The sequence below is a fragment of the Vibrio sp. 1167 genome, from assembly GCF_033340375.1.
GTDB lineage: Bacteria > Pseudomonadota > Gammaproteobacteria > Enterobacterales > Vibrionaceae > Vibrio > Vibrio alginolyticus.
The window spans coordinates 757,708-784,637 of sequence record NZ_JAWOWK010000001.1; the positions used below are offsets into that span (position 1 = coordinate 757,708).

The 26,930-nt window shown below is 44.8% G+C and carries 21 protein-coding genes; 13 read left to right on the top strand and 8 right to left on the bottom strand.

From position 1 onward, the window contains the following. The first annotated feature begins 262 nt into the window (after positions 1–262). Positions 263–2,113: an ABC transporter ATP-binding protein gene (locus R7Z78_RS03320; protein WP_054578587.1), complete on the top strand. Its 1,851-nt coding sequence runs from the start codon at positions 263–265 to the stop codon at positions 2,111–2,113. A 591-nt stretch (positions 2,114–2,704) separates the two neighbouring features. Continuing rightward, entirely contained in the window at positions 2,705–3,412 is a 708-nt protein-coding gene (locus R7Z78_RS03325) for a DUF445 domain-containing protein (RefSeq protein ID WP_005383549.1), read from the top strand. Between the two features lie 103 nt (positions 3,413–3,515). On the opposite strand, the gene R7Z78_RS03330 is transcribed toward R7Z78_RS03325, so the two are convergent. Beyond that, positions 3,516–3,992, bottom strand: coding sequence for an Lrp/AsnC family transcriptional regulator (locus R7Z78_RS03330; RefSeq protein ID WP_005374595.1), 477 nt, complete (start codon positions 3,990–3,992; stop codon positions 3,516–3,518). Between the two features lie 292 nt (positions 3,993–4,284). Then, positions 4,285–4,533: a hypothetical protein gene (locus R7Z78_RS03335; RefSeq protein WP_005374593.1), complete on the bottom strand. Its 249-nt coding sequence runs from the start codon at positions 4,531–4,533 to the stop codon at positions 4,285–4,287. A 358-nt stretch (positions 4,534–4,891) separates the two neighbouring features. Here R7Z78_RS03335 and R7Z78_RS03340 point away from each other — a divergent pair, with 358 nt between their 5' ends. Continuing rightward, complete coding sequence (locus R7Z78_RS03340) at positions 4,892–5,425, top strand: GNAT family N-acetyltransferase (RefSeq protein WP_054575373.1); 534 nt, start codon at positions 4,892–4,894, stop codon at positions 5,423–5,425. An 18-nt stretch (positions 5,426–5,443) separates the two neighbouring features. Continuing rightward, entirely contained in the window at positions 5,444–5,878 is a 435-nt protein-coding gene (locus R7Z78_RS03345) for a hypothetical protein (protein WP_017820067.1), read from the top strand. Positions 5,879–5,969: 91 nt separating this feature from the next. Here R7Z78_RS03345 and R7Z78_RS03350 read toward each other — a convergent pair whose 3' ends face one another. After that, a complete protein-coding gene (locus R7Z78_RS03350) occupies positions 5,970–6,209 on the bottom strand; it encodes an RNA recognition motif domain-containing protein (RefSeq protein ID WP_005374587.1) in 240 nt (79 codons plus the stop codon). 148 nt (positions 6,210–6,357) lie between these two features. Here R7Z78_RS03350 and R7Z78_RS03355 point away from each other — a divergent pair, with 148 nt between their 5' ends. Continuing rightward, the gene (locus R7Z78_RS03355) at positions 6,358–6,891 is read left to right on the top strand and encodes a GNAT family N-acetyltransferase (protein ID WP_042522265.1); all 534 of its coding nucleotides are present in this window, start codon (positions 6,358–6,360) and stop codon (positions 6,889–6,891) included. Positions 6,892–7,015: 124 nt separating this feature from the next. Here the strand turns inward: R7Z78_RS03355 and putP are convergent, their stop codons facing one another. The 4 genes from putP to R7Z78_RS03375 all read right to left on the bottom strand — a co-directional run bounded on the left by putP (position 7,016) and on the right by R7Z78_RS03375 (position 13,713). Continuing rightward, complete coding sequence (gene putP / locus R7Z78_RS03360; RefSeq protein WP_005374582.1) at positions 7,016–8,509, bottom strand: sodium/proline symporter PutP; 1,494 nt, start codon at positions 8,507–8,509, stop codon at positions 7,016–7,018. Between the two features lie 136 nt (positions 8,510–8,645). Then, positions 8,646–9,353: a 1-pyrroline-5-carboxylate dehydrogenase gene (locus R7Z78_RS03365; protein ID WP_104976368.1), complete on the bottom strand. Its 708-nt coding sequence runs from the start codon at positions 9,351–9,353 to the stop codon at positions 8,646–8,648. Between the two features lie 11 nt (positions 9,354–9,364). Continuing rightward, positions 9,365–12,496, bottom strand: coding sequence for a bifunctional proline dehydrogenase/L-glutamate gamma-semialdehyde dehydrogenase PutA (gene putA / locus R7Z78_RS03370; protein ID WP_017634533.1), 3,132 nt, complete (start codon positions 12,494–12,496; stop codon positions 9,365–9,367). A gap of 404 nt (positions 12,497–12,900) precedes the next feature. Beyond that, positions 12,901–13,713, bottom strand: coding sequence for an AraC family transcriptional regulator (locus R7Z78_RS03375; protein ID WP_104976367.1), 813 nt, complete (start codon positions 13,711–13,713; stop codon positions 12,901–12,903). A gap of 971 nt (positions 13,714–14,684) precedes the next feature. Here R7Z78_RS03375 and R7Z78_RS03380 point away from each other — a divergent pair. Next, positions 14,685–15,404 (top strand): PAS domain-containing protein, encoded by a 720-nt coding sequence (locus R7Z78_RS03380; protein ID WP_017820063.1) that lies wholly within the window; start codon positions 14,685–14,687, stop codon positions 15,402–15,404. Positions 15,405–15,477: 73 nt separating this feature from the next. Here the strand turns inward: R7Z78_RS03380 and pdxH are convergent, their stop codons facing one another. Then, the gene (gene pdxH / locus R7Z78_RS03385; RefSeq protein ID WP_005374570.1) at positions 15,478–16,113 is read right to left on the bottom strand and encodes a pyridoxamine 5'-phosphate oxidase; all 636 of its coding nucleotides are present in this window, start codon (positions 16,111–16,113) and stop codon (positions 15,478–15,480) included. Between the two features lie 115 nt (positions 16,114–16,228). Here pdxH and R7Z78_RS03390 point away from each other — a divergent pair, with 115 nt between their 5' ends. The 7 genes from R7Z78_RS03390 (at position 16,229) to R7Z78_RS03420 (ending at position 26,818) form a co-directional block, all read left to right on the top strand. Further along, positions 16,229–18,103 (top strand): sensor histidine kinase, encoded by a 1,875-nt coding sequence (locus R7Z78_RS03390; protein WP_169644598.1) that lies wholly within the window; start codon positions 16,229–16,231, stop codon positions 18,101–18,103. Then, complete coding sequence (locus R7Z78_RS03395; protein WP_064376340.1) at positions 18,096–19,319, top strand: sigma-54-dependent transcriptional regulator; 1,224 nt, start codon at positions 18,096–18,098, stop codon at positions 19,317–19,319. The genes R7Z78_RS03390 and R7Z78_RS03395 overlap by 8 nt, the downstream gene beginning before the upstream one ends. Before the next feature lie 173 nt (positions 19,320–19,492). Continuing rightward, positions 19,493–20,884 carry an HlyD family type I secretion periplasmic adaptor subunit gene (locus R7Z78_RS03400; RefSeq protein ID WP_005374562.1) on the top strand — a complete coding sequence of 464 codons (1,392 nt, stop codon included), beginning with the start codon at positions 19,493–19,495 and terminating at the stop codon, positions 20,882–20,884. A 114-nt stretch (positions 20,885–20,998) separates the two neighbouring features. Further along, positions 20,999–21,682 carry a transglutaminase-like cysteine peptidase gene (locus R7Z78_RS03405; protein ID WP_005374561.1) on the top strand — a complete coding sequence of 228 codons (684 nt, stop codon included), beginning with the start codon at positions 20,999–21,001 and terminating at the stop codon, positions 21,680–21,682. A gap of 5 nt (positions 21,683–21,687) precedes the next feature. Beyond that, positions 21,688–23,601, top strand: a complete 1,914-nt coding sequence (locus tag R7Z78_RS03410; protein WP_005374560.1) for an EAL domain-containing protein — start codon at positions 21,688–21,690, stop codon at positions 23,599–23,601. Between the two features lie 15 nt (positions 23,602–23,616). Next, complete coding sequence (locus tag R7Z78_RS03415; protein ID WP_005374556.1) at positions 23,617–25,731, top strand: type I secretion system permease/ATPase; 2,115 nt, start codon at positions 23,617–23,619, stop codon at positions 25,729–25,731. Positions 25,732–26,224: 493 nt separating this feature from the next. Beyond that, positions 26,225–26,818, top strand: coding sequence for a mechanosensitive ion channel family protein (locus tag R7Z78_RS03420; protein WP_017820061.1), 594 nt, complete (start codon positions 26,225–26,227; stop codon positions 26,816–26,818). Positions 26,819–26,930 lie beyond the last annotated feature (112 nt).

A 26,930-nucleotide genomic window follows, 5' to 3' on the forward strand; every position in this document is an offset into this window, starting at 1 on the left:
TGCAGGTTTAAGCTTTTATGGCACCACGATGAACATGATAAGAATTCATCATAAGAATCAGAACCATAGACAATCACACTCATAACCAACTAGTTACATTTAAGACACAATCGGTTAGACTATTTTTTCGCCCCTCTCGTCAATCGGTCTGCTTTATCGAGGAGCAGGCAAAAAACTCTCATACACGCGGTTTCGTCCAAAGCAGCGTGAATCGATGGATTTAGCCACCCCAAATGGCACTGTTTTAACTTTAGGATGAGTTATGTTTAAACGATTTGAAGGCTTTACAGAGCCGTTCCCCAAATCTACACCGGATCAGCCTCCTTCAGGGATGTTCGCTTTTCTGCGTTATTACACTCGTGGTTATGAAAAGCCTTTGATCATCATGTCTTTGATGGCCACAATTGTGGCTGTTGTTGAGGTAATGTTGTTTGGCGCGATGGGACAATTGGTTGATTGGTTGTCTACCAGCAATCCAGAAACGTTCTTACAAGACAACAAATCGGATTTGATTTTCTACGGAGCCTTATTGCTGGTTGTCATGCCTATATTGGTGATCTTGTACTCGTTGCTCGTTCATCAAACGTTATTGGGCAACTACCCAATGTCTATCCGCTGGCTTGCACACCGGTATTTGCTCAATCAAAGCTTGAACTTCTATCAAGATGATTTTGCAGGTCGAGTCGCAACGAAAGTCATGCAAACCTCATTAGCTGTGCGCGAAACCGTAATGAAAGCTATGGATGTGTTTGTTTACGTTACGGTTTACTTCACCAGCATGATCATTATGTTAGCGACGGCAGACTGGCGTTTGATGATCCCAATGATCGTCTGGTTACTCGCTTACATCGCTATCCAAATCTATTTTGTCCCTAAGCTCAAAGACGTCGCTTCAGCGCAGGCCGATGCACGTTCGACAATGACAGGGCGCATCGTCGACAGTTATACCAATATTCAAACCGTCAAACTGTTTTCTCATAGCCAGCGCGAAACCCAATATGCCGAGCAAGGCATGAAAGGATTTTTGAATACGGTCTATCGTCAAATGCGCCTAGTGACCGGCTTCGACGTCGCTGTAGAGATCTCAAACTATATTTTGGTGTTTTCCGTTGCTGCTTTATCGATTTACCTGTGGTTGGATAGTGCCATTAGCGTTGGCGCGATTGCGATTGCTGTTAGTCTTGCATTGCGCGTAAACGGTATGTCGATGTGGATAATGTGGGAAGTTGGCGCCCTCTTTGAAAACATGGGAACCGTTGTCGATGGAATGAAAACGCTCTCTAAGCCTATTGATATTAAAGATAAACCAGGTGCAAAAGACTTGGTTGTCACTGAAGGAGGCATTCACTTTGATAACGTCAGCTTCCATTACGGTGAGAACAAAGGCGTAATTAGCCATCTCGATCTCAACATCAAACCAGGAGAGAAAGTCGGCTTGGTTGGGCGCTCCGGCGCCGGAAAATCAACTCTGGTGAACTTGTTACTTCGTTTCCACGATGTCGAAGACGGCAGCATTAAGATCGATGGACAGAACATCTCAGAAGTCACACAAGACTCTTTGCGTTCAAAGATCGGTATGGTGACCCAAGATACTTCTCTGCTACACCGTTCAATTCGAGACAATATTTTGTATGGCAATCCAGATGCGACAGAAGAAGATTTGCTGAAAGCCACTAAGCAAGCGCATGCCCATGAGTTTATCGAAACTCTGACCGACCCATTTGGTAATGCCGGATACGATGCGCAAGTTGGTGAACGTGGTGTAAAACTGTCTGGCGGCCAACGTCAGCGTATCGCAATATCTCGTGTGCTACTCAAAGACGCACCATTGCTGGTACTGGATGAAGCCACATCGGCTCTGGATTCAGAAGTCGAAGCAGCGATTCAGGAAAGCTTGAATGAATTAATGCAAGGGAAAACGGTTATTGCTATCGCTCACCGATTATCGACCATCGCACAAATGGATCGCCTCATCGTGCTAGATAAAGGCAGCATCGTTGAACAAGGTTCTCATCAAGAACTCATTGCGAATAACGGCATTTACGCCCAGCTTTGGGCGCATCAAACTGGCGGATTTATCGCTGAAGAACTAGACAATCAACACGCTTCTTAACGAGTGATAAGCTCAATAAAAACGGCGCTTTAAGCGCCGTTTTTTATTTAAATCCATGGCTAGATGCTCATATAGCCATTGTGGTTTCTCATATATGAAACACTCTCCATGATAAAGCTCACACTTTTTCTGCTAATATACCGCCTCGTTGCGTATCCATTGCAATGAACACAATACAGAGTATTGAGCCGTCTTCATTTGTCATTTCACTTTTTGAGAAACAGCTATACTCAATAGATGGCTTAGTTATTATATTAACAATAAGGTAATTAGCTTATGTGTAAATGTGGTTCAATGCAGATCGTACAACTCAAACCAAGTTGGGCTGACAAGCTATTTGGCTACTCAGAAAGATGGAAATGCCAACTTTGTTGTAAGATCTACCGCATCTAAAATTAAAAATAGAATCTTAGTTTTTCTAAGAAAAAGCAGTGGCCCGACAATGATTGTCGGGTTTTGTTTTTCCGAGCATTCATTTTTTTCCCTTCGCTACAAGACTACTCATCACGGCAAAACCTAGCATCTTAATGTGACTTAGGTATAGAATCAGGCCCACTTATTCTTTCCGATATTCATATATAACTGGTCACTATGAACAAAAGTTTGCTAACGAATGTCCTCGCTATCGCTTTGATGGCTGGAGGTCATCAATTACAAAACGACTATCTTTGGTATGCGGGGCTATTTGCGTTCTCAGGCGCCATCACCAACTGGCTTGCCATCCATATGCTGTTTGAGAAAGTGCCTGGATTATACGGTTCTGGCGTGATCCCCGCGCGATTTGAAGAGTTTAAACTGGCTATCAAAAACCTGATGATGGAACAGTTTTTTACTGAAGCGAACATTGACCGATTCTTGAATAAAGAAATGGCGGGCGGTGTGAACATCGATCTTCAACCAGTAATTGAGAAAGTAGATTTAAATCCAGCATTTGATTCCCTAGTGGAAGTAATTGAAGGCTCTCAGTTTGGTGGCATGCTAGCGATGTTTGGCGGCTCGGAAGCGCTACAACCCATGCGCCAACCTTTCGTCGAAAAGATGCAAGAATCCATCATTGAGTTGAGCAAGAGCGATAACATCAAAGAAGCACTGAAAGAGCAATTCGAATCTCCTGCAATGATGGATGAGATAAAGCAGAACATTGAAGGTATCATCGATCAACGTTTAAGCGAATTAACACCGGCATTAGTTAAAGAAATGGTGCAAAAGATGATCAAACAACACCTTGGCTGGCTAGTCGTTTGGGGCGGTGTTTTTGGTGGTTTAATTGGCGTTATCAGCACCTTTATCGGGGCATAATCGCTCACCGATTTATTAAAAAAGGAGCTTCGGCTCCTTTTTTAATCGTGAAAAAGTAATATACCAAGCCACGCTAAATAAGGAGGCTCAACACATGCCTCGCCTAACCAAGGAGCTCGGGATTAACACCAAATCCCGTTTTATGTTCTTCTATGACCACTTCACTACGAGTTTGAATCACGCCCGGAAGCGTGCCTAACTTACTCGACATAAACTCCTGATACGCTTTCATGCTCTTAACACGAACTTTTATCATGGTATCGAAATCTCCAGAGAGCGAGTAGCACTCTTCAATTTCAGGCATCAATTCCACCGCTTTCGCAAACTTTTCAAAAATAGAAAAACTGGTTTGGTCTAAACGAATATGGATGAATACTTGCACATCCAGCCCCAACTTTTCCGCATTCAACTCTGCATGGTAACCATTGATATACCCTTCTTTTTCTAGCCGCTTTACACGGTCAGAACATGGAGAAGTCGTTAAGTTAATCAACTTTGCTAGTTCTACAACTGGAATTCTGCCTCTCGAATGAAGCACTCTCAAAATATGTAAATCAATCCGGTCCAATTGATAACTCATTAACCCACTTCCTTGTAACCACTTAGAAAGCATCACATTAATCGTTGCTCAAACAATTGCAAACCATCAAATGCACAGCATGTGAAATTCAGCAGAGAATAACCAGAAAACAACGAAGGAGGGAAAGAGCTATGATTATTGCCGCTCACTTAGTAACCGTGATATGAAGAGAAAAAGCAACCTAGCGGCTCCCGCGGAGTCGCAAATTTGAAAGCGCATGACACGCCTGTATAGATATGTCGTTCGGGCAACACTGCCCTATTTAGCCATTAATCATGGCTATCACTCAGAATTAGAGTGCGGCCGATGTATGCCGTGTAGGATGTGGCACAACCTCTCCAATTGCACGATGATTACAACAACGGCAGTAGTATTGAGGCTCCATCTCGTAATAATGTTCACCTGATACAAATTTCGCCATCAGCTGTGTAAAACTCACCATTTTGCCTGTTAACGAGTCAACAGACTGAGGCTCGCAACGCTTCATAATCACTTTATGTTGCGTTGATTTTCTACAAGCTGCGCAATATATATCCGGCATTTCTCTTCTCCCTACTTTTTCGTCCTACTGACAATTGACATATTTTGTTCAAAATAATTCCACAATTAAAAAGCTCCTTTAATTTTTTGTGCCCTATCTTCAAAAAATTGAACGAAAGTATCAAAAAACTGAGACATTGGTCAGACCTCAACTTTTGTACCATCAATATGAGCAAACGTGCTTATGTGTGTAATAATACGACACATTACACATAAGCAATTGTTCGGGCTTATTATTTAGTAAGGCGCATGACAACTTTACAGCTGGCTAGATCGAGCTTTCGAGACGCCTTGTTATCTTGATTTATCTCGCAAACCAGTTGCTAGCAGCTATAGCCGTCTCATCAAGGAAGAAATGCATGACGATACAACCGACTCTTACTACCGAAAGACTCGTCCTCCGGCCATTCAATATCGATGACTGCCAACAAGTGGCTTTACTCGCTGGAGATAAGCGAATTGCCGACATGACAGCAAACATCCCTCATCCTTATGAGCGACCGATGGCGCAAGCATGGATAGATAGGCACGATCCGATGTATCAGCAGCATCAAGGCGTGGCGTACGCTATTACCTTGCGAAACACTGGTGAGTTACTTGGTGCAGTGAGTTTACCGTGTATCGAAGAGGGCTACGGTACATTAGGCTACTGGGTTGGCGTGCCACATTGGGGGAAAGGCTATGCATTCGAGGCCTCCAAAGCCTTACTCGAATTTGCTCGAATGCACTTTGAGTTAAACGGAATAACCGTGATGCATTTGGTGGACAATCAGCGTTCTAAATCGGTGATCCAAAAACTAAATATCCCTTACATCGGTGACAAAACATTGCGCATGCAAGGCAAAGAACGAAAGGTTTGTGTCTACCAACTCACGTTCGTCGCTTCTGAATAAAGTCGAGGAATATGTCGGATGATCATCCATGAAACTTCACAAAATCTGCCCAAGAACAACCCTTTCTTGCTAGGAACTGTATTGTTGTCGCTGTTCTATTTTTCCTACCTAGCAGACAAGATCGTCGAGTTTGGACTCGTAGCACTCACAATAATAGGATTGAAACTGCTCTCAACGTACTTCACGCGCCGCGCGTTCAATCCTAAAACGCTAGATATCGATGCAAGCACCAACACCTTGAAGTACCGCCAGGGCTCAACGGTTTACTTCCGTCTACCTCTTGATGACATTGTCAAAGTCCAAATACAGAAAGAGTTCTTCTCTAGCAAAAGTTTGATGCTCTACACAGTCAACGACGCTTACCAAGTGCCGAATTCAGACAATTTCGATTCTCTACAGTTAAAGGATTTAATGAAACAACTTGAAGAGAGAATTGATGATCAATCTCGCTAAAACGAAAAGAGAAGACATTCTAGAATGTTGCCAATTTGGTCTCTAAATAGAAAGACAAAAAAGCCAGCAATAACGCTGGCTTTTCTCTGTATTAGTCTTGTGCGACTTTCACGCGAATTTTGCTTTTTTCTACGTTCGTCAAATTCAGTGCTTCAAGAGCAGAAATGGCTTCTGCTTCGTCCGGCATGATGACAAAACCGAAGCCTTTCGACAAACCCGTGTCTTGATCAAGCACTAGCGAACACAGTTCTACTTTGCCGTACGCTGAGAATAATTTGCGGATATCTTGCTCGGTCATGTGACGAGCCAAGTTTCTTACTAAAAGTTTCATAATGAACCTAGTTGGTTTGATAACGGTTCGATTCTCTCAGTTTCTCTCTGGCAAACCAAGTGAATAATATGACGGCGTTGACTAGATCATTCTAAGTACATCTGTTTAAATGATTTTCCGTTCATTTTTCACCCATAGGAGAGTCGGCATGGAAACGAAACGTCTCAAACTCATCCCTGCTTGTTTAGAACGAGCCGAAGAGGCGCATCAAGCTGTCGTTCGCAGCCAAAAAACTCTCGAAGTCTATCTGCCGTGGGTGCCTCATGTGCTGACATTAGAAGCGATGATAGAAGGGACAGAGAAAGCCATCGCAAACTTTGAAAACTTCGAAGAAGAGCTGCGTTACTACATGATTGAAAAGGAAAGCGATCGCTTACTGGGTGCGGTCGGCCTGATGATTCGAGATCCCGACGTACCATCCTTTGAGATAGGTTATTGGTTAGATAATGCTGCCGTTGGCAATGGTTATGTTGCCGAGGCTGTGCTCGAAGTTGAGCGCTATGCGTTTGATGACTTGGGCGCAAAGAGAATCGCAATTCATGCTGATAGCACCAACCAAAAGAGCCGGGCTGTAGCCGAGCGCTGTGGTTATGAGTTCGAAGGAGAGCTCAGAAACGAACGTCTGACTACATCGGGAGAGCTGAGTAACACCGTTATTTACGCCAAAATTCGTCGCGACTAACACTCCAATCTAACCGAGCAATGCTAAGCTCTGATCTCAAGCTACCGCCACTAACGTTAATTAAGTTTCAGATAAAACAAAGCCCGCTAAAATAGCGGGCTTTGTGTTCATATACGGGAAGTTACTAGTCTAGTTCAACCAGTTTTTTCTCGAACGACTGGTGTTGGTCTAACACGTCTTGCGCAGCACCGCCCGTTGCTTTACTTACCACAATGATGGCAAGCGTAGAGAAGATGATGCCCGGTACGATTTCGTACACATCAAACCAACCGCCAGTTAGCTGCTTCCAAACTACGATAGTGATACCACCAACAAGAATACCTGCTAACGCGCCGTTACGGTTCATACCGCTCCAGTAAAGGCTAAGTACAACCGCAGGACCAAATGCCGCACCAAAACCAGCCCAAGCGTAAGATACAAGACCAAGTACTGAGCTATCAGGCGTCATCGCTAGGAATAGCGCAACAAGCGAAATAACGATAACACCGATACGACCAATCATTACGATTTCTTCAGAAGACGCTTCTGGCTTGAATACTTGCTTGTAGAAATCTTCTGCAAGCGCTGAAGATGAAACAAGGAGCTGTGAGTCAGCGGTACTCATTACCGCCGCTAGGATTGCTGCTAACAACATACCCGCAACGACAGGGTGGAATACTGCGTTAACCAATAGCATGAAGATCTTCTCGCCGTCTTCTAGTTGAGTACCCGGATGACCCGTAACCCAAACCAGACCAACAAGACCAACAAGCATTGCACCAACCATAGATAGTGCCGTCCAAATCACTGCGATACGACGTGCAGTTGTTAGATCTTTGTTTGAACGAGACGCTTTAAAACGCGCTAGGATGTGTGGCTGACCAAAGTAACCAAGGCCCCACGCCGCTAGAGAGATAATGGCAATCGCAGATAATGGTTCGCCTTTCGCGTCATTCCATAGCGTTGCAAGTTCTGGGTTGATGTCATGTAGATCAGAACTTAGCTGACCTAAACCACCGTCCATTACCGCTATAGGAACAATCATTAGCGCAGCCGCCATTAGAAGACCTTGCACTAAGTCAGTCCAAGATACCGCTAGGAAACCACCGAATAGTGTGTAAGAAACGACACACACCGTACCGATGATAACAGCGTAGGTATAATCTAGACCGAATACCGTCTCAAACAGTTTGCCCCCTGCGACCAAACCTGAGCTGGTGTAGAAAAGGAAAAATAGAAGAATGAAAAACGCAGAGATTGTCTGAATCAGTTTCGACTTATCGTTGAAGCGACGTGACAGGAACTCTGGCAACGTTAGCGCGTCAGTTTGGATACTGTAGGTACGAAGGCGTTTTGCACTGATGAGCCAGTTTGCCCATGTACCAAGAAGTAGACCGCCGGCTAACCAGAAGGCCTCGATACCCGCAGCGTACGCATAGCCGGGCAAGCCTAGCAGCAGCCAACCACTCATGTCTGAAGCACCTGCAGATAATGCAGCAGGCCACGGACCTAGGCTACGGCCACCTAGGAAGTAGTCAGATGAATTGGAAGTCCTCTTATACGCGTAAACGCCAATAGCAACCATAATCAGTAAATACGCCACAAAAGTGGACGTGATAGCAAAGCTATTTTCTATCATTAGATAGTCCTCGTTATAATTATTTCCTTCCTTGCCTGCCCTGATATTTTACCGTCTCAGCAATACATCAGAGTATAAAAAACCAATCTGGACCGGCTCTCAGTCCAGTTACTCCAGATTGGCATTACAAGTCAGGTTAGTGAGTTTCGTTCCCCAACTCGAGTAGAGTTGCGTTACCACCCACCGCGGTAATATTTATCGTTCGAGTGCGCTCAGTAATGAAGCGCAACGAGAGATGAGGATCATGAGCCAATTTCGGTGACTCTAAATCCGTTTCAGAAACTAAGCCGACGATTGCACCGTCACGCTTAGCTAGTTGAAGATTGAGCGCATGCTCAACCTGTGAACGCCCAACATAACCCACACTACGTACATCGCTCTCAAGCAACGGGGCAGACGCATCGTACGCAACAACCTGGACTAAGTTAGATGGGAAGTTTGCCAACGCTACAGCTTGCTTAACCAATTGGTTTAGCTCTGCATTGTCACTGCAAACGACCACACTGTTGCCTGCAATTAAGGCACAGGTGATCATCGCAAAAGCACCGTATAACGCATTATCAGCAGGCTCGATGTTGTTTTCACAAATCACCAAAGCCACACCGCGTCCTGCGGCATACAGTTCGTTAGTTTCCCCTGTAGGGCCAACTAACTGGTGAGTTTCTGCAAGAAGAGCTGATGCTTGTTGCAAGTGGTAAGAAACCACTTTGGCAACGCTAGACTGCTGCCCTTCTAGTGCAGATTTAAATGCCAGAACATGCTCGCATTTGTAATCAAAATCAGTCAGATTCCACTGCTCCCACGCAGAGAATGCATCTTTAAAATAGGTGATCTGATGAACCATAATGCGACTCCTTATGCGTTTTCTGCTTGAGCAAGAAGATGTTGAGTAAAGCGGAATAGGTAGTGTGGACCACCAGCTTTCGGGCCAGTACCCGACAAGCCTTGACCACCAAACGGCTGTACACCAACCACAGCGCCAACTTGGTCTCGGTTGATGTAGCAGTTACCTACTCGAGCATGTTTCTCAATCCAACGGTACGTGGTTTCGTTACGGCTATGGATACCCATCGTCAAGCCAAAACCTGTTCTGTTGATCTGCGCAACCACGTTCGGTAATTCAGACGCTTTAAAGCGAACAATGTGCAAGATTGGACCAAATTGTTCTTCTTTCAGCACATCGATGCCCGAGATTTCAAACGCACTTGGTGAAACAAAGTCACCATGCTGGCACGATTCATCCAGCTGTAGCTGAGCGACTTTAGTCTGTGTTTTGCTCATTTGCTCAAGGTGAGCGAGGAGTTTTTGTTTTGCATTGCTGTCGATAACCGGACCAACATCTGTTTTGTGTAGGTAAGGTAAACCAACATGCAGTTCATTCATCGCACCCTGAATCAGGTTGATCATACGGTCTGCTACATCTTCTTGTACAAATAGAACACGAAGGGCAGAACAACGCTGACCAGCAGATGCAAACGCCGAACGAATCACATCACGCACCACCTGCTCTGGCAATGCAGTACTGTCCACAATCATTGCGTTTTGACCACCTGTTTCCGCAATAAACGGAACCGGTTTCGCGCTGCGCTCCGCGAGCGTGACGTTAATGCGTTGCGCCGTTGCCGTTGAGCCAGTGAATGCCACACCAGCAATAGCATCATGAGAAGTCAGTGCATGACCGATCTCAGCGCCGCGACCAGTAAGTAACTGAATCACACCTGCAGGGAAGCCAGCATCAAGCATTAGTTCAATAGCGCGAGCGGCAATTAAGCTTGTTTGCTCAGCAGGTTTTGCAACCACAGTGTTACCTGCAATCAGTGCTGCCGTTACCTGACCAAGGAAGATAGCCAACGGGAAGTTCCAAGGGCTGATACACACAAACACACCAAGACCTTCACGGCTAGAAATGCGTTTCACACCGTCAAAACCTTCTAGCTCAAATGGCTGTAGGTTTTGCGCTTGTTTCGCGTAATAACGACAGAAATCCACTGCTTCACGAACTTCATCAATACTATCGTGAATCGTCTTGCCCGCTTCTTTGTGACAAATCGCCACCAGCTCAGCCAGATTTTCTTCCATTAAGTCAGCAAGCTTTTCTAAACAAGCCGCTTTTTGCTCAACAGGAACACCTTTCCAATCAGAGAAAGCAGTTTGCGCCGCATCAATTGCAGCGGAAACATGATCAAGTGTTGCAAATGCCACTTTGCCGACTTCAATTCGGCGATCGTATGGTGCGGTGATGATCTCAGCCGCATTTTCCTTGATCATGCTTTCGGCAAAGCGTTCACCATTGATCATCGGGCCTGCAACCCACTGGTTGTCCATGAAGCTTTCGACCTGAGCTTCAAATGGCTTCGCTTCACTATCGATGTCAATGTTGACGCCATATGAGTTCTTACGCTCAGGGAAAATATCGGCAGGCAATGGAATTTTGTCGTTGTGTAGCGTGTCAAAACCCGTCAACACATCCACAGGGTGGTGGGTCAACTCATAAATCGGACAACGCGCATCAACTAGACGGTGTACAAACGAGCTGTTCGCACCATTTTCAAGCAGACGACGAACCAAGTACGGAAGAAGATCAGCATGGCTACCGACAGGAGCATAAATACGTACTGGCTGACCGTACATTTTCATAACATGGTTATACAGTGAATCACCCATACCATGTAGGCGCTGGAACTCGTATTCTTTGTGCTCCGCCATGACAGCAATTGCCGTAACTGTGTGAGCATTGTGGCTTGCAAATTGTGGGTAGATATTACCGCGAACACCTTCGCTAAGTAGGAAACGAGCACAAGCTAGGTATGCAACGTCCGTCGCTTCTTTGCGAGTGTATACTGGGTAATTTGCATAACCCGCTTGTTGAGACCACTTGATTTCGCTGTCCCAGTACGCGCCTTTAACCAAACGCAGAGGAATAACGTCACCTTGCTCTTTTGCGAGTGCATTTAGCCACACCAAGACTGGTAGCGCACGTTTTGAGTAGGCTTGAATAACCAAACCAAACTTGCCCCAACCTTTCACAAGATCGCTACGGTACACTTTCTCAAATAGCTTAAGAGAAAGCTCAAGGCGATCCGCCTCTTCTGCATCGATTGTGATTGCAACGTCGACTTCAATAGCACGTTTTAGTAGTTGCATTAGTGAGTCATACAACTCTGTCATTACACGCTCTTCATTTGCGACTTCGTAGCGCGGGTGTAATGCAGAAAGCTTGATGGAAATCGAAGGCGCTGGACTGGTGTCGTTACCGTAAGTCTCGCGACCCACCGCTTCGATCGCCATTAGGTAATCTTTGAAGTACTTGTTCGCGTCCGCTGTAGTTAACGCCGCCTCACCCAACATATCAAACGAGTAGGTGAAACCTTTGTCGCGCATTGGGCGACCGTTCTTCTGCGCTTCTTCGATCGTACGACCACGAACAAACTGGTGACCCATTATCTTCATTGCCTGATACATGGCTTTACGAATCACGGGCTCAGAGAATTTATTTACCAGACGGTTTACAGCCTGACCTGGGCTCTGGGTGCCTTGCTCACCAAGACCAACCACTTTACCTGTTAGCATAAGGCCCCATGTTGATGCGTTAACAAACACAGAGTCAGAGTTTTTCAGGTGAGATTTCCAGTCTGCGACACTCAACTTATCTTTAATCAAAGAATCTGCTGTCGCGGCATCTGGGATGCGCATTAATGCTTCTGCAAGACACATCAGCAAGATACCTTCTTGAGTATCTAAGCTGTATTCCAGCAATAAAGCATCAATCATCTGGATTGACTTCTTATCGGCACGAATGGCTTCGATAAGGTGGGTCGTTTGGGTAGTGATCGCCGATTTTTCATCCTCTGTCGGCGTCGCTAGTGGCAATAGTTGCTCTAGCCATTGAGACTCGTCCACCATATATAATGGCGAGATCAGTGACCACAACTTATCAAGCGGCTGCCCGATAAATTCCGGTGTCAACACGTTCGTAGCTGTAAACATGTGTGTTCCTCAATCTCACTCCTCGAAAACCGCTTCGAGGATTATCAATGGCTGGCAGTGTATTTTGAGGCCGATAAGAATACTTGTCAAAAACTACGACATTTTTGCCAAAAACTCGCTTTTATAACAAAACATCCACATAGTCACATTCAAATAGGTAATATTTTGTGTTGTAAATTTTAATTTTTTCATTGCATTCACAACAAAATATCAAGAATATCAATAAGATTTTTGTGAAGAGCTCGTTCTAAGAGAAAATGTAGGATCAAGTGGCATATCAGCCACTGCAAAGAACAGAGAATTTAAAAAACGAGAGATAGGTCACGTGAATAAAACATAAAAAACCATGCATAGTGCATGGCTTTATTCTAATTGATGATTATTTGACCTAAAAAAACGCGTTGTTATCCAACTTGTTTTTTATAACGGGAAGGTGATATTCCCTGTAAGCGAGTAAAAGTATGAGTAAAAGTACTCTGGCTTGAGAAGCCAGTAAACTCGGCAATTTGCCCTAAAGAAAGGTGCCCTTGCTCGATTAATTCACGAGCCATGTCGATTCGCTTTCCGAGAACATATTGATGAGGTGTAATCCCCATCTGCTCTTTAAACAAGCAATGAAACTGACTTTCCCCAAGAAACACTCGCCCGGCCAATTGAGCCACACTAATCTTATGACTCAGGTGCTGCTCAATGTAACGATCAATCGCCTCCAAATCAAAGCGCGACTCTTTTCGACTGGTCTCAAATGCCGAGATATGGCGCTGCATTAACGCAATCACAGTGTCGTTACACGCACGACTTAACAGCAGGTCATCCGGATGGTTTCGCATTTCCTGAACCAACATCTGTATCAGCTTCTGAATTTGACTATCTAACTGGAAGTAGACATGGTCTCTCTCCAGGTTATTGATTTTTTGAAGCATTTCAGGATCATCATTTGTCGGTTTGGGCATATTCAGCACCAAAATATCCGATTGATTGATGACGCCACCGAAAGCATGATCAGAGCATGCGGTGACCACACAACCTTGACCAGGGCCGACAAGATTACCTCGCCCGCGCACTTCAAATTCGGCTTGCCCTTTTAAACCAATCACGATCTGCGTATAAGAATGATCGTGGCAATCCATATAAGACGGAAGTGTGATCAGCTCCGCCGGCTTCGGCAGCATAATCTCTTGATATGAAAGGATTTTTTGGTTATCTGAGTCATTCATTTTAAACAGTCGTCTTTACACGGTCAGCCTACGTCTTCGCATCATATACCTTCTTTGTTGGGTTGCAACTTTTACCCAACTCAATCGACAAGATCAAATCAGCATGATCAAGTTCATTTACATGATCATAGTTCCGGAACGATGATCATGCGAGGTTAATTTACGGTCAGTGAGCAACCAATTTTATTAACAAAAACGGATAGATAGGCAACACCTTACTTATACATAATCAATCAATGTAAAGATCCTTATTACCGAACAATCCGTTATTTTGTAAAACACCGTGCTCCATATTAGATAAGTCGTCCCTGAAACGGATCGAAACCCACGCTTAAACTCAACATAGAGGGATTTCCCCCCTTACTAATATGCCTCTGATTCAATACATTAGTTATCGAGCTTTAAGATGCATACGATCTAAGGCTCTCGGTATCTCATTGATACCTCTAACTTACTTAGCAGACCCTCGCTAGGTAATTTAGAACCTCTTCTACACGTCGACAAGATTATATCTTGTGTTGCCAGCCCGTCTTCAGGCTGGCTTTTTTTTCGCTTCTCAACAATGAAAACAATGGCATAAGCTGATATCATAGCGTTTGTCTCACTGTCCCTCTCATATGCTTAGGTGCTGCTCTTTCGCTCACAAGTGATATGAACGTCAACCACATTACAACTGAGTTGTAGGAAGCATGATCAAGGACGATACGAGTTGTAAGCCGAACATTGGCGGACATCCGTGAGCGCACATATCTGTAATGAAACAGACCATTTTCCCAATTAAACTCTTCGTTCCATTTCGTCGTTGTCTATGACTACCTGACGAAAACATCGAACACCACGAATTTAATTGGATTGAGCGCCAATCAACGAACGTGTTCTAGCAACGTAACTGCCTACTTGGCAACATCAATACGAGCCATGTAACACGGACGTCTCTGTATTGGTAAAAGCAGTATGTAGTGAGTCCTTTTGTGAATATTTCAGTCGATACCATAGAACAATCCCTCCTTAAACAGCTACCAGGTTGTTGGGGATGCAAAGATAAAGATTCGGTATTCCTATACGTAAACCAGGAATACGCAGAACTGTTAGGGCACACGTCGCCCGAGGAGTGCTTGGGTAAAACTGATTTTGATATGGCCAGCCCAACCACTGAATGCGCGCAAGAATTTCAACGCCAAGATAAACACGTTCTCGAAACTGGCGAGTCACTAAAAATTCTGGATATCCACCCTTATCCAGATGGCCGCTGGCGAGCACATATATTTACTAAAACACCGTGGCGAGATGACAAAGGCGACATCGTAGGCACCATTTTCTACGGAAGGGAACTCACCGACACCGCCGTGATTGAAGTCGGGTATTGGGTTTGTCGTGCAATCAGTACCAACCCAAATCAACAATCCATCTTTCGTTTTTCTGACTTACAACCAAAACCAGAGAAGCTCACATGCCGCGAGCAAGAAACGCTTTTCCTCTTGCTCTATGGCAAAAAGCCTCAATTTATCTCTCAGGTCATGGGCATATCAACAAAAACCGTTGAAGGTCACGTCGCACGCTTACGTAATAAGTTTGCAGCGAACAGCAAGAACGAGCTAATAGATAAAGCAATGGAAGCAGGCTACGGCTCTGTTGTACCCAAAACGCTGCTTAAGCATCAATTATCGGTTGTGTTGAATGGAGAGCGATAATTCGCATCGCTTCTACCTACAAAAACACCGCCCCAATTCGGCGGTGTTTGTTTATTCATGAGGGACCATAAGCCTATGGCGCTAGACGATCAATGTCCCAACTTCCATCATGCTGGGAGAAAAGAAAACGATCGTGAAGGCGATGTTCGCCACCTTGCCAAAATTCGATGCTCTTTGGTTTTACGCGAAAGCCACCCCAAAAGGTTGGTACTGGTATTTCACCCTTAGCAAACTTCTGTTTTAGCTCTAAAAACTTACCTTCCAACACACCTCTGGCAGAAATACGGCTACTTTGTTTGCTCGCGATTGCGGCCAACTGGCTCTCTTTAGGACGAGAAGTAAAGTATTTCATATTCTCTACGGCGGTAAGCTTTTCAGCCACACCAGTAATATGAACTTGGCGCTCTAACGGGTGCCAAGGGAAGTGCAAACTAATATTGCTGTTATGCTCTAGCTGCTGGGCCTTGCGACTGCCTAGGTTGGTGTAAAACACAAAACCATCTTTGTCGACGTTTTTCAATAGAACAATGCGTTGAAACGGCATGCCATTTTCATCAACCGTTGCAACTGTCATCGCAGTCGGGTCCGTTAAACCCGCTTCAACTGCTTGCTCTAGCCACAGATTAAATTGATCAATAGGATCAGCTTTCAAATCTTTACGACGCAGCCCACCTTTGGTGTACTCACGACGAATATCAGCAAGTTCCATCTTTACTCCTTCACTCGTTTTTGTCGATTGTGCTCCCGATACTGAGGAAATACAAGGACATCATTGTGCTTGTTATCGTTGCCGCTCACAGCATCACAGTGCGTCATTTGATACCATGACACAAAAAACCAGTGAGCCGATCGTGAACTTACTCAACCCCAAAGCCCTACGTCATTTTTTACTGCTACTGTGTGCCGTCGGCATTTCAGGGCTTGCGCTTACTCATCATTACGCAACTCAATACCAACATGATCAATGGCAACAAAAGCTAGAGAGACAAGCCGCGCAAGTGTCACAAGAAGTGGACTACGAACTGGCAAAGTTTGAACAGATACCAAACCTATTAAGTCACGACCCAAGACTACTCAAAGCAGTCGAGCGCGGAACGCCCTCTCAAGAGCTCAACCTACTGTTATCAGATTGGTTGAAGCAAAGTTTGGCCGATACGATTTACGTTCATGACCGTACCGGGTTAGTCATAGCCTCAAGTAACTTTCAGCAAGAAGATACGTTTGTTGGCTCTAGCTTTAGCTATCGCCCCTATTTTAAAAATGCGCGACGCGGTGAGCCCGCTCAATACGTTGGATTAGGCGTGCGCTCGAATAAACGTGGGTACTTCTTCTCATCTCCGCTGTGGGTAAATGAGGAAGTCGTTGGCGTGATCACAGTAAAAGTGAACTTGGAGCAATTAGAACAGCGCCTTTCGCAAACCACGACTGACGTACTCATTACAGATAAACACAATGTCGTGTTTATGAGCAATTTACCAGACTGGCGCTATCGTGCACTTTTCCCACTGTCATCGAGTGCAATAAATGAACTTACCGAAACGCGTCAATATGGCGATACCTTACCCGAATATTTTGGTGAGTTAACGGCACACAGTGGTGTCACGGAGTTTGATGACAATCAATTGCTTCTATCACCGAATTACCTCGCATACGCAACACACTTATTGGATAAAGGGTTTCGCGTCGTTGCCTTAATTAACCACAACAGCGTTCTTGCCGCCGTTTTACAGGCCGATATCGTCTTCCTGATCTTATATGCGCTCATTGCTCTAATTGCGTTAGCGTGGTTCCAAACCCTAGTTAACAAAGCACGCCTTGCCCATCTCAATGTGAGCCTAGAAGAAAAAGTAGTGCAACGGACACTAGTTCTGAGTGAAGCCAACCAAAAACTACAACAGACCATCCGCCAATATGAGCAAAGCCAACAAGAGCTTAAACAAACACAACAAGAACTGACGCAAGCCGCGAAATTGGCATTGTTGGGCGAGCTATCAGCCAGTATTAATCATGAGATAAATCAGCCACTTTCCGCACTAAGAACCTATACCGAAAACTCGCAGCGTTTGTTGGCAATGGAAAAATACCCAATGGTCGCCGACAATTTGGGCAAAATGCTGACACTTAATGACACCATTTCGGAAGTCATTGCCCGCTTAAAAGTCTTTACTCGGAAAGCCACGCACGATTCACACAATGAAATCTCAGTACTGCACGACGCGGTACATACTGCCACCAGCATTTTGAGCAACAAGCTTATTAAGCAAGGAGTAACACTAAAAGTTCCGGCCATCGACTATGATGTGAAGCTGGCCATTCACAGCGTTGAATTAGAACAAGTGCTGATCAATCTCTTCCACAACGCGGCACAAGCGATGGAAAACCACTGTATCGATCCGCAAATATCCATTGCTGTTCAGTGTCATGATGACAGTTGCGACATTCTTGTTTCCGATAACGGGCCTGGCATGTCGGACGAAGCCCTAGCAAAAATCTTTGATCCATTTTTTACGACTAAGCCGGAGGGTCTTGGATTAGGTTTAACAATCTCCAAGCGGATTATAGAGAGCTATCACGGCTCCCTCTGTGCCTATAAACATCAGAACACAGAACAACAAGCAGGAGGGATGACCTTTATCGTGACGCTACCAATAGTCAATCAGAATAAACGTACCCCAGAAGTGGAAAACGACCATGAATAACCCAGTTTTCTTTGTTGATGACGAACCACACATTCGTGATGCCGTGTCTCAAGCCCTGCTGATTGAAGGGATAGACGTCACCTGCTTACCAAACGCAGTAGAAGCCTTACGCGTAATCGACTCAAATACACCTGCGATTATCATTACCGATATCCATATGCCCGTGATGGATGGCTTGGAGTTTATGCGAACTTTGCGAAGCAAAAACGATCACTTTCAATTCATCGTACTTACTGGACATGGAGATGTGAAAACCGCGGTAGATGCGATGAAAAGCGGCGCGTACGACTTTCTAGAAAAACCGTTTTCAACGGAACAGCTCATGAAATCGCTCAACAATGCCAGCGATAAACTGAACTTGTTGCAAGAAAACATCTGGCTTAAGAAAGAGCTCGACATGCAAACTCATGTTGGTCCGAAAATGATTGGTCACAGTAAGGCCATGGTTAGTATTCGTCGCGCCTTGATCAGTGCGCCTACAAGCCAGCCGCTCATTTTTGTAGGTCAAGATGGTACGGGTCGGCGACTCGCTGCACAATTCGCCCACGACATACATGCAACACCGGATAGTGAGTTAATCGCCGCTTCTGGTGAAGACCTTTATGAGTTTTCATTAGAAGCTCTCGACAAAGCCATACACCGCTTAAGTGAAGGAAAACGCCACTGCAGTTTGTACTTACATAGCGCAGAGCATGTATCATTTGAACAATGGGAATACTTGTTCAAGCACCCGAAACTTGAACGTGTTTTTGGCGCGACCACCCAAGCCGAGCCACCTCTAAAATCCCTGGCGACTCTAATTCACTTACCGACGCTCGATGAAAGAAAGGAAGATATAGGGCCTTTATACAAGCACTTTGTGCGCCACACAGCGAGTCGATATCAGTTACAGCCGCCACATATCAGCCTAGAAGAGGTCAAACACCTCACCAGTCTCGAGTGGCCAGAAAACGTTAAGCAGCTACGCCAATTTGCTGAACTTCGTGCCCTCAAGCCAGATACTTTTAGAATGGAAGATTGGAACAGTGAGAAAAGTCTTGAAATTCAGAGTATGACTCAGCGCACAGAATACTTTGAATATTGCTTGTTATTCGATGCATTGCAAAGACATCGCGGCAGACTCAAAGAGGTTCAACTAGAATTACAGGTATCACGCAAAACCTTGTACGACAAACTAAAAAAACATCAGTTGGATAAAGCCAAGTTCAAGGCGTAATAGCTATACTCCGGCGCTAATTATGCTTTTGTTTGATTTAGAAAGTGTAAGAAAGCTCATTTGAAGAGAGAATAACCCTCTTCTCATATTTTATTAGCCGAGCATGCTGACATGATCGGTTAATAATAATAAGATCAAAAAGATAATCCGTAATTATATAAGCAGGGACTGTGATGAGCCGAGATAACTACAACAAACTCAACGATGAAGAGTTGGATTTTGTTGATGACAAAACTGCAGCATTGCTCCTCAATACCCCCAACAGCGCGCGTTTTATGCTCTGGGTTATGGTGCTATTTTTCATTGCAGCAATAGGTTGGGCATCTTGGGCTGAAATCGACAAAGTCACGGTTGGTCAAGGCAAAGTGATTCCCTCCTCACAGATACAAGTAGTCCAAAACTTAGAAGGTGGCTTAGTCAAAGAAATCTTGGTCAAAGAAGGTCAGTTGGTTGAAAAAGGCCAACAGTTACTGCTTATCGATGACACCCGCTTTCGCTCAGATTTTCGTGAACGTGAGCAACAAGTTGCCAACCTTACCGCATCTGTGCTGCAACTATCCGCTTCTATTAACAGTGTTGCCGTTAATCGTGATTTTGAAACGGAAAACTGGCGTCAAAGTGTACTACTTGATTACGGTAAACTGACCTTCCCACCAACCTTGGAAGAGACTCGACCTCAACTCACACAGCGTCAAAAAGCAGAATATCGCGAAGATCTAGATAATTTGCGCAACCAACTTTCTGTTATTGACCAACAAGTGCAGCAAAAGCAGCAGGACTTGGTAGAGATCCAAGCGCGAGTAAGGAACTTGCGTCAAAGCTACCAATACGCGAAAAAAGAACTCGATATCACCAAACCTTTGGCAGACGAGGGCGTTGTTCCTCGTATTGAACTGCTCAAATTACAGCGCCAAGTCAACGATACCCGTCGTGAAATGACGTCCAGTGAGCTCAAGATTCCCGTATTGCAATCAGCGATTCGAGAATCCATGCTCAACCGTATTGATGTTGCACTCAAATTCCGCTCTGAACAGCAAGAGAAACTCAATAGCGCCCAAGACCAGTTATCTGCTTTGGTTGAATCAGCGGTGGGCTTGGAAGATAGAGTAAACCGAACGGTTGTGAATTCGCCAGTAACAGGCAAAATCAAAACACTGAACATCAATACTGTCGGTGGTGTTATCCAACCTGGTATGGATATCGTCGAGATCGTACCAACAGAAGACACACTATTGGTAGAGGCGAAAATTGCGCCAAAAGACATCGCATTTTTACGCCCAGATCTTCATGCTATCGTGAAATTTACAGCTTACGACTTCACAAAGTACGGCGGTTTAGAGGGAGAGTTGGAACATATCAGCGCGGATACCACTCAAGATGAAGAAGGCAACAGCTTCTACATTGTTCGTGTACGCACCGAAAAAACAAACTTTGGTCAAGATGCAGATTTACCAATCATTCCAGGAATGACAGCATCGGTCGATATCATCACAGGGAAGCGAACCGTTTTGGAATATCTACTTAAACCGATTTTAAGTGCCAAAACGAACGCCTTGAAGGAGTAAACCACATTAAGGTACTCGCGATAGGGAGTATTGAGCGATAAGTGATTAAATAAAAAGCACTTATTTCTCACTGACGAACTCTCTAGAAGAGTATACTTGTGATACGAGTCGAATATGCGATCCAATTTGCAGCGTAAAGTTACATTATTAATCAGCTTAAGTTGTTTGTCGTTCCAACTTGGTGCGCTGAACAGTAAAGAACAACGATGGGTCAATACGGTCACAGCGGTGTACGGCGAACGTGCGGGATTGCGCGTAAATACATGGCGAAAGAACCTCGACTTATTTAAACAATTAGAGACTCATGAACAGCTCGCTGGCGTTAACGACTTTTTTAATCAGCTGTATTTCGTTGACGACATAAAACTGTGGGGAAAGACAGATTATTGGGCTACGCCACTCGAATTTTTAGGGAGTAACGCAGGAGACTGTGAAGATTTCACTATTGCTAAGTACTTCTCTTTACTCGAGCTAGGAATACCAGATTCAAAGATGCGGTTAATATACGTAAAAGCCATCGAACTGAATCAGTTTCACATGGTATTAGCTTACTACCCTACCCCAAGTTCTGAGCCGCTCATTCTCGATAATATCAATCCTGACATTGTCCGAGCCTCTAAGCGTAGCGACTTGCTACCGATATACAGTTTTAATGGTACAAACCTGTGGTTGATGAAGTCATCTGCTAGCACTGGAGAGCTGGCAGGGAAAGCATCACGGTTGAGCCTTTGGAATGACTTACGCTCGCGCGAACGTAAGTTGCAGTTAAATAAACCTAAAATTAACTATGACGAGTGAGAAACATGACCCTATATAAGAAGCTTGTGGTGGGGATGGTTACGGTCTTTATACTCTTGTTGGCATCAGTATTCGTAATCCAATTCAACACGACTCGAGACAGCTTGGAGCAACAGCAACGTTCAGAGGTCAACAACACTATTAACACCGTAGGTTTGGCATTGGCTCCTTACCTAAAGGACAAAGATAAAGTCGCGGTTGAGTCCGTGATTAATGCTCTATTTGACGGCAGCACCTACTCAGTTGTTCGTCTTACAGCATTAGATTCTGACTACCAGATCGTGCGTACTTACCCAGTTAAACCAAGTACGGTGCCACAATGGTTTATCGACATGAATCTATTTAAAGCGATTCACGATAAGCGTGTTGTGACCAGTGGTTGGATGCAGCTCGCCGAAGTAGAAATCATTAGCCACCCAGGCGCAGCTTACGAGCAGCTCTGGCAAGGTTTTATTGGCTTGCTGTCTGTATTCAGTGTCATTTTTCTGGCTGGTTTAGTGGCAATTTCATACATCCTACGTCGCTCGCTAAAACCATTAACGGCCATCGTGAATAAAATGCATGAAATCGCGAATAACCAATTTGGTGAACCGCTTGCTCGTCCAAGAACCAAAGATCTTATCGCGGTGGTAGATGGCATTAACATGATGTCTGCTCAAATCGAGCTATCATTCAAAGAGCAAGCCAAAGAGGCGCAACGTCTGCGTGCTCAGGCTTACCTCGATCCTATATCTAAATTGGGTAACCGCTCATTCTACATCAACCAAATCGACCAATGGCTTGCAGAGCAAACGCAAGGGGGTATCGCGCTACTCCATGCTGAATACATTGGGGACATTTACGAGACCAAAGATTACCAACGCGCAGATGCCCACGTTAAAGAACTGTCTCAACGTTTGAAAAACACAATTGATGTACCGGGTGCCACTATTGCTCGCTTGTCTAGTGATGAGTTCGGCTTGCTTTTCCCTCATATGGATGAGAGCGAGTTACGCATTTTATCGGACAGCATCGTCAATTGTGTTAACGGCCTAAATACTGACCCAACAGGCTTAGCAAAACCTAAAGCGTCACTAGGGGTTGCACACAGCAAAGATCAGAAAACGCGCTCTGAAATCCTCTCGATGGTGGACAACGCACTATCGAAAGCCAAAGCGCAACCAGACAAGCCATACGGCTTCATTGGCAGTGATACACCTTCTAGTTTGATGGGTAAACAGCAATGGAAAGCGTTGGTTGAAGAAGCCATTCATAGTGATTGGGTTAAATTCCGTTTCCAAGCTGCGAAAAACACATGGGGTAAAGTATTCCACAACGAAGTATTTTCAAGCATCGAAAAAGATGGTGAAACGTATCGTGCGAATCAATACCTATTCGCACTAGAACAGTTAGACGCCACCAACATCTTTGACCAGTATGTCATTGAATCAATGATTAAGATGCTAGAAAATGGTGAACTTAATGACCCAGTCGCGATTAACATCGCGCAAAGCAGCTTGTCTCAACCATCGTTTATTCGCTGGACAACGAGCATGCTAGAGAAACACGCCAAAGTAGCCTCTAAGCTACATTTTGAAATTCCAGAGGAATGCTTTATCGATCAGCCTCACCACACAGCACTGTTATGTAATGCCATTCGCCAATCAGGTGCTGAGTTCGGCGTAGATAACTACGGACGTAACTTCCAATCTTTGGAATACATCCAAGAGTTCCGCCCGAACTATGTGAAGCTCGATTACCTATTCACACACAACTTGCACGACGAAAAACAGAAATTCACGCTAACGTCGATCTCTCGTACTGCCCACAACCTTGGTATTACGACTATCGCATCGCGTATCGAAACTCAAATCCAGTTGGATTTCCTCACTGAACATTTTGTTGAGGTATTCCAAGGATTCATCGTCGACAAGGAATAAAAAGGTTTATCAACGATGAAAGACCCTTTACTGAATTCGCTCATCTACGTTAGCCGTTACTATGGGTTAGCTAACTCGCCAGAAGCGCTAGTCAACGGACTACCGCTATCTGACGGTAAACTGACCCCATTTTTGCTACCAAGAGCAGCGGAAAGGGCCGGATTGGTTGCCAAGGAAAACCGCGCAGAGCTGGAGAGCATCTCCAGCCTAATTCTGCCGGCAATCTTAGTTCTTAAAGGCGGTGACTCTTGCGTTCTCAACAGCATCAATATGGAGAAACGCGAGGCCGAAGTCACCACCCTAGAAAGTGGAATGGTGCCGATCTCTATTCCATTAGAAGACCTACTTGAGCAATACACTGGTCGGTACTTTTTAGTTAAAAAGCAATTCCGTTTCGATGAGCGCTCTCCCGAAGTGCTCAAAACCAACGAAGGCCACTGGTTCTGGTCCACCTTGTGGCAGTCAAAACGCATCTACCGTGATGTTTTAATCGCATCACTTCTCATCAACCTCTTTGCGGTTGCCGCTCCGCTATTCACTCGCTTGGTGTACGACAAAGTGGTTCCGAATCTTGCGTTTGAAACCCTATGGGTACTAGCAAGTGGCATCTTTGTCGTGTTCCTGTTCGACTTCATTCTCAAGTCGCTGAGAAATTACTTCATTGATGTGGCGGGCAAGAAGTCTGACATTCTGATTTCATCCAAACTGTTCAGCAAAGTGATGGGGATTAGAATGGAATCGAAGCCGCCTTCGGTCGGTGCCTTCGCTCGCCATTTACAAGAATTCGAATCTATTCGAGAGTTTTTTACTTCAGCGACCGTCAGTGCTCTCATTGATTTGCCTTTTGCCATTCTGTTCTTAGTGATTATATGGCTAATGGCTGGCGATCTTGTGTATGTACCGATGGTGGGCGTGGTCATTTTGATTATTCATTCGCTACTGATACAAGGACCGCTGCGTCGCTCCATTGAGGAGGGTTCACGCCTAGCATCGCAAAAATATGCCAATTTGATAGAGAGCTTGGCTGGGTTAGAAACCGTAAAAATGCTCAGTGCGCAAAGCCAATTCCAATACCGCTGGGAAGAGGCAGTTGCACACATGGCGAACTGGAATATAAAAAGCCGCCGAATTACGGATAGCATTCAAAACGCGGCAGGTTTTGTGCAGCAAAGTAGTAACGTAGGGATGATCATCCTAGGCGTTTACTTAATTGCAGAAGGCGACTTAACCATGGGTGGTTTGATTGCCGCAACCATGCTTAGCGGCCGCGCGATTGGTCCTTTGGTTCAGTTATCCTTACTCTCTACGCGCTACAACCAAGCGAAGTCTTCTATGACAATTATCAATCAAGTCATGGAAATGCCGGATGAACAAGAAGAAGGTAAACGTTACATTCACCGTCCAATAGTACAAGGCAAAATTGAACTTGAACGCGTGACCTTCCACTACCCAGACTCACCGGTGGCGTCGATTCGAGATTTGAGCTTGACCATTAACCCAGGCGAAAAAGTAGCGATCATAGGCCGTATCGGTTCGGGTAAAACCACATTAGAGCGTCTCATCATGGGCTTGTATCAGCCGACGGAAGGTCATGTTCGCATTGATGATACCGACATCGCACAGCTGCATCATGTCGACATTCGCCGTAATATTGGTTGTGTGCCGCAAGATTCGAATCTGTTCTTTGGTTCTATCCGCGACAACATTACGCTAGGTCGCCCATTAACCGATGACCGTGACGTACTAGACGCAGCGAATCGTGCCGGTGTTACTGCGTTTACGCAATCTGACCCAGCGGGCTTAGAACGCCAAGTTGGTGAAGGTGGTGCAATGCTTTCGGGTGGTCAACGTCAAGCAGTCACGATCGCTCGTGCATTTTTGGGTCGTCCTCCTGTTCTACTCATGGATGAACCAACCAGTGCGATGGATAATCGCTCAGAGATGCACATTAAACATCAATTAGCACAGTTGAAACCTAGTGAAACGCTGATTCTGATTACGCATAAAACGTCTATGCTCGACATCGTTGATCGCGTAATTGTGATGGAAAAAGGCAGCATCATTGCAGATGGTCCTAAAGCGCAAGTGCTGAACGATTTGAAACAAGGCAAAGTGCGTGCGGTTAGCTAGCCTGAATTCACATTGATAAAAGACAAGGGCCCCGTTTAACTTGTGTTTAACGGGGCTTATTTTATTGGGAGCCCGAGATAATTAAGTTCTTCAAGCGCGACCCAAACGAGTACAAGGCCAACAATCACGAATAAAATCATAATCGCCTTTTCATCTTCTTCCATTTTTCAACGCCCTAAAAGCTATTTCAATTAATACACCTTAGGTTATCAGGACAAAAGTCATATTCATCTCGTTTATAAGGAACTAGCGTTATAGAATGTCGGAGATGGGATACAGCTCAAAGATTGCTCTCTTCAAAATCACGTCAGCTTTGATTGAATATAAGTAATGAAGCCAAAGAGTTCGCAATGCTCACTAAGTCTTTGATTAACCAATATAGTACTCTGTGGAACCTCAACACAGAGACAAATGGTGTAAAGAAAAATTGTGATTACTTACAGCAAAAAATCAGCTATAAAAGCCGCTTTCTAGATATCGTCGAGATGAAGAAATGAATGATTGGATCCAATTAGAGCAAGTGAGCCAGTATTTCACTACGGGCTCCCTCGGTTACAAACTATTGATGGGCATTTTTGTCCTGATCGCGTATCGCATCCTGAAGAGGATTGTAAATAGAGCCATCCTAAATTTGGCAACAACGAAAGGTGTAAAAAAGGCCCGTTTGAGTTTTATTCAGCGCTGTTTCAATGTCGCGCTGCTATTTTTGACCGCCTCTATTTTTGCCATTATCACAGGTATTGGCTATGGCGATGTGTCTTTGTTCCTATCGTCCATTTTTGCCGTATTAGGTGTGGCGTTTATTGCGCAGTGGTCAATTCTGAGCAACATCACTGCCAGCTTTTTGATCTTTTTTGTCTTCCCGTACCGAGTGGGTGACCGAATTAAAGTCGTAGACAAAGATGAAGACATCTGCGGTGAGATTCAAGAAATCAGCATGTTTCACGTGTTAATTAAGCACGACAACGGTAACTTGATCACTTACCCAAACAACCAGATTTTGCAAAAAGCGGTACTAAAGCTGGCGAAAAACAAGCCAGAGCCAAGTAAAGCCAAATCTCGAATTTATACTCGCAGAAAGAAATAATGACCCGTCCTGATATGGGTTGACACTTTTTAACCAAAACGCTCGATGTACTTCATCGGGCGTTTTGTATTTTAAAGCCGTATGAGGCCTCATTTGATTATAGATATCTACG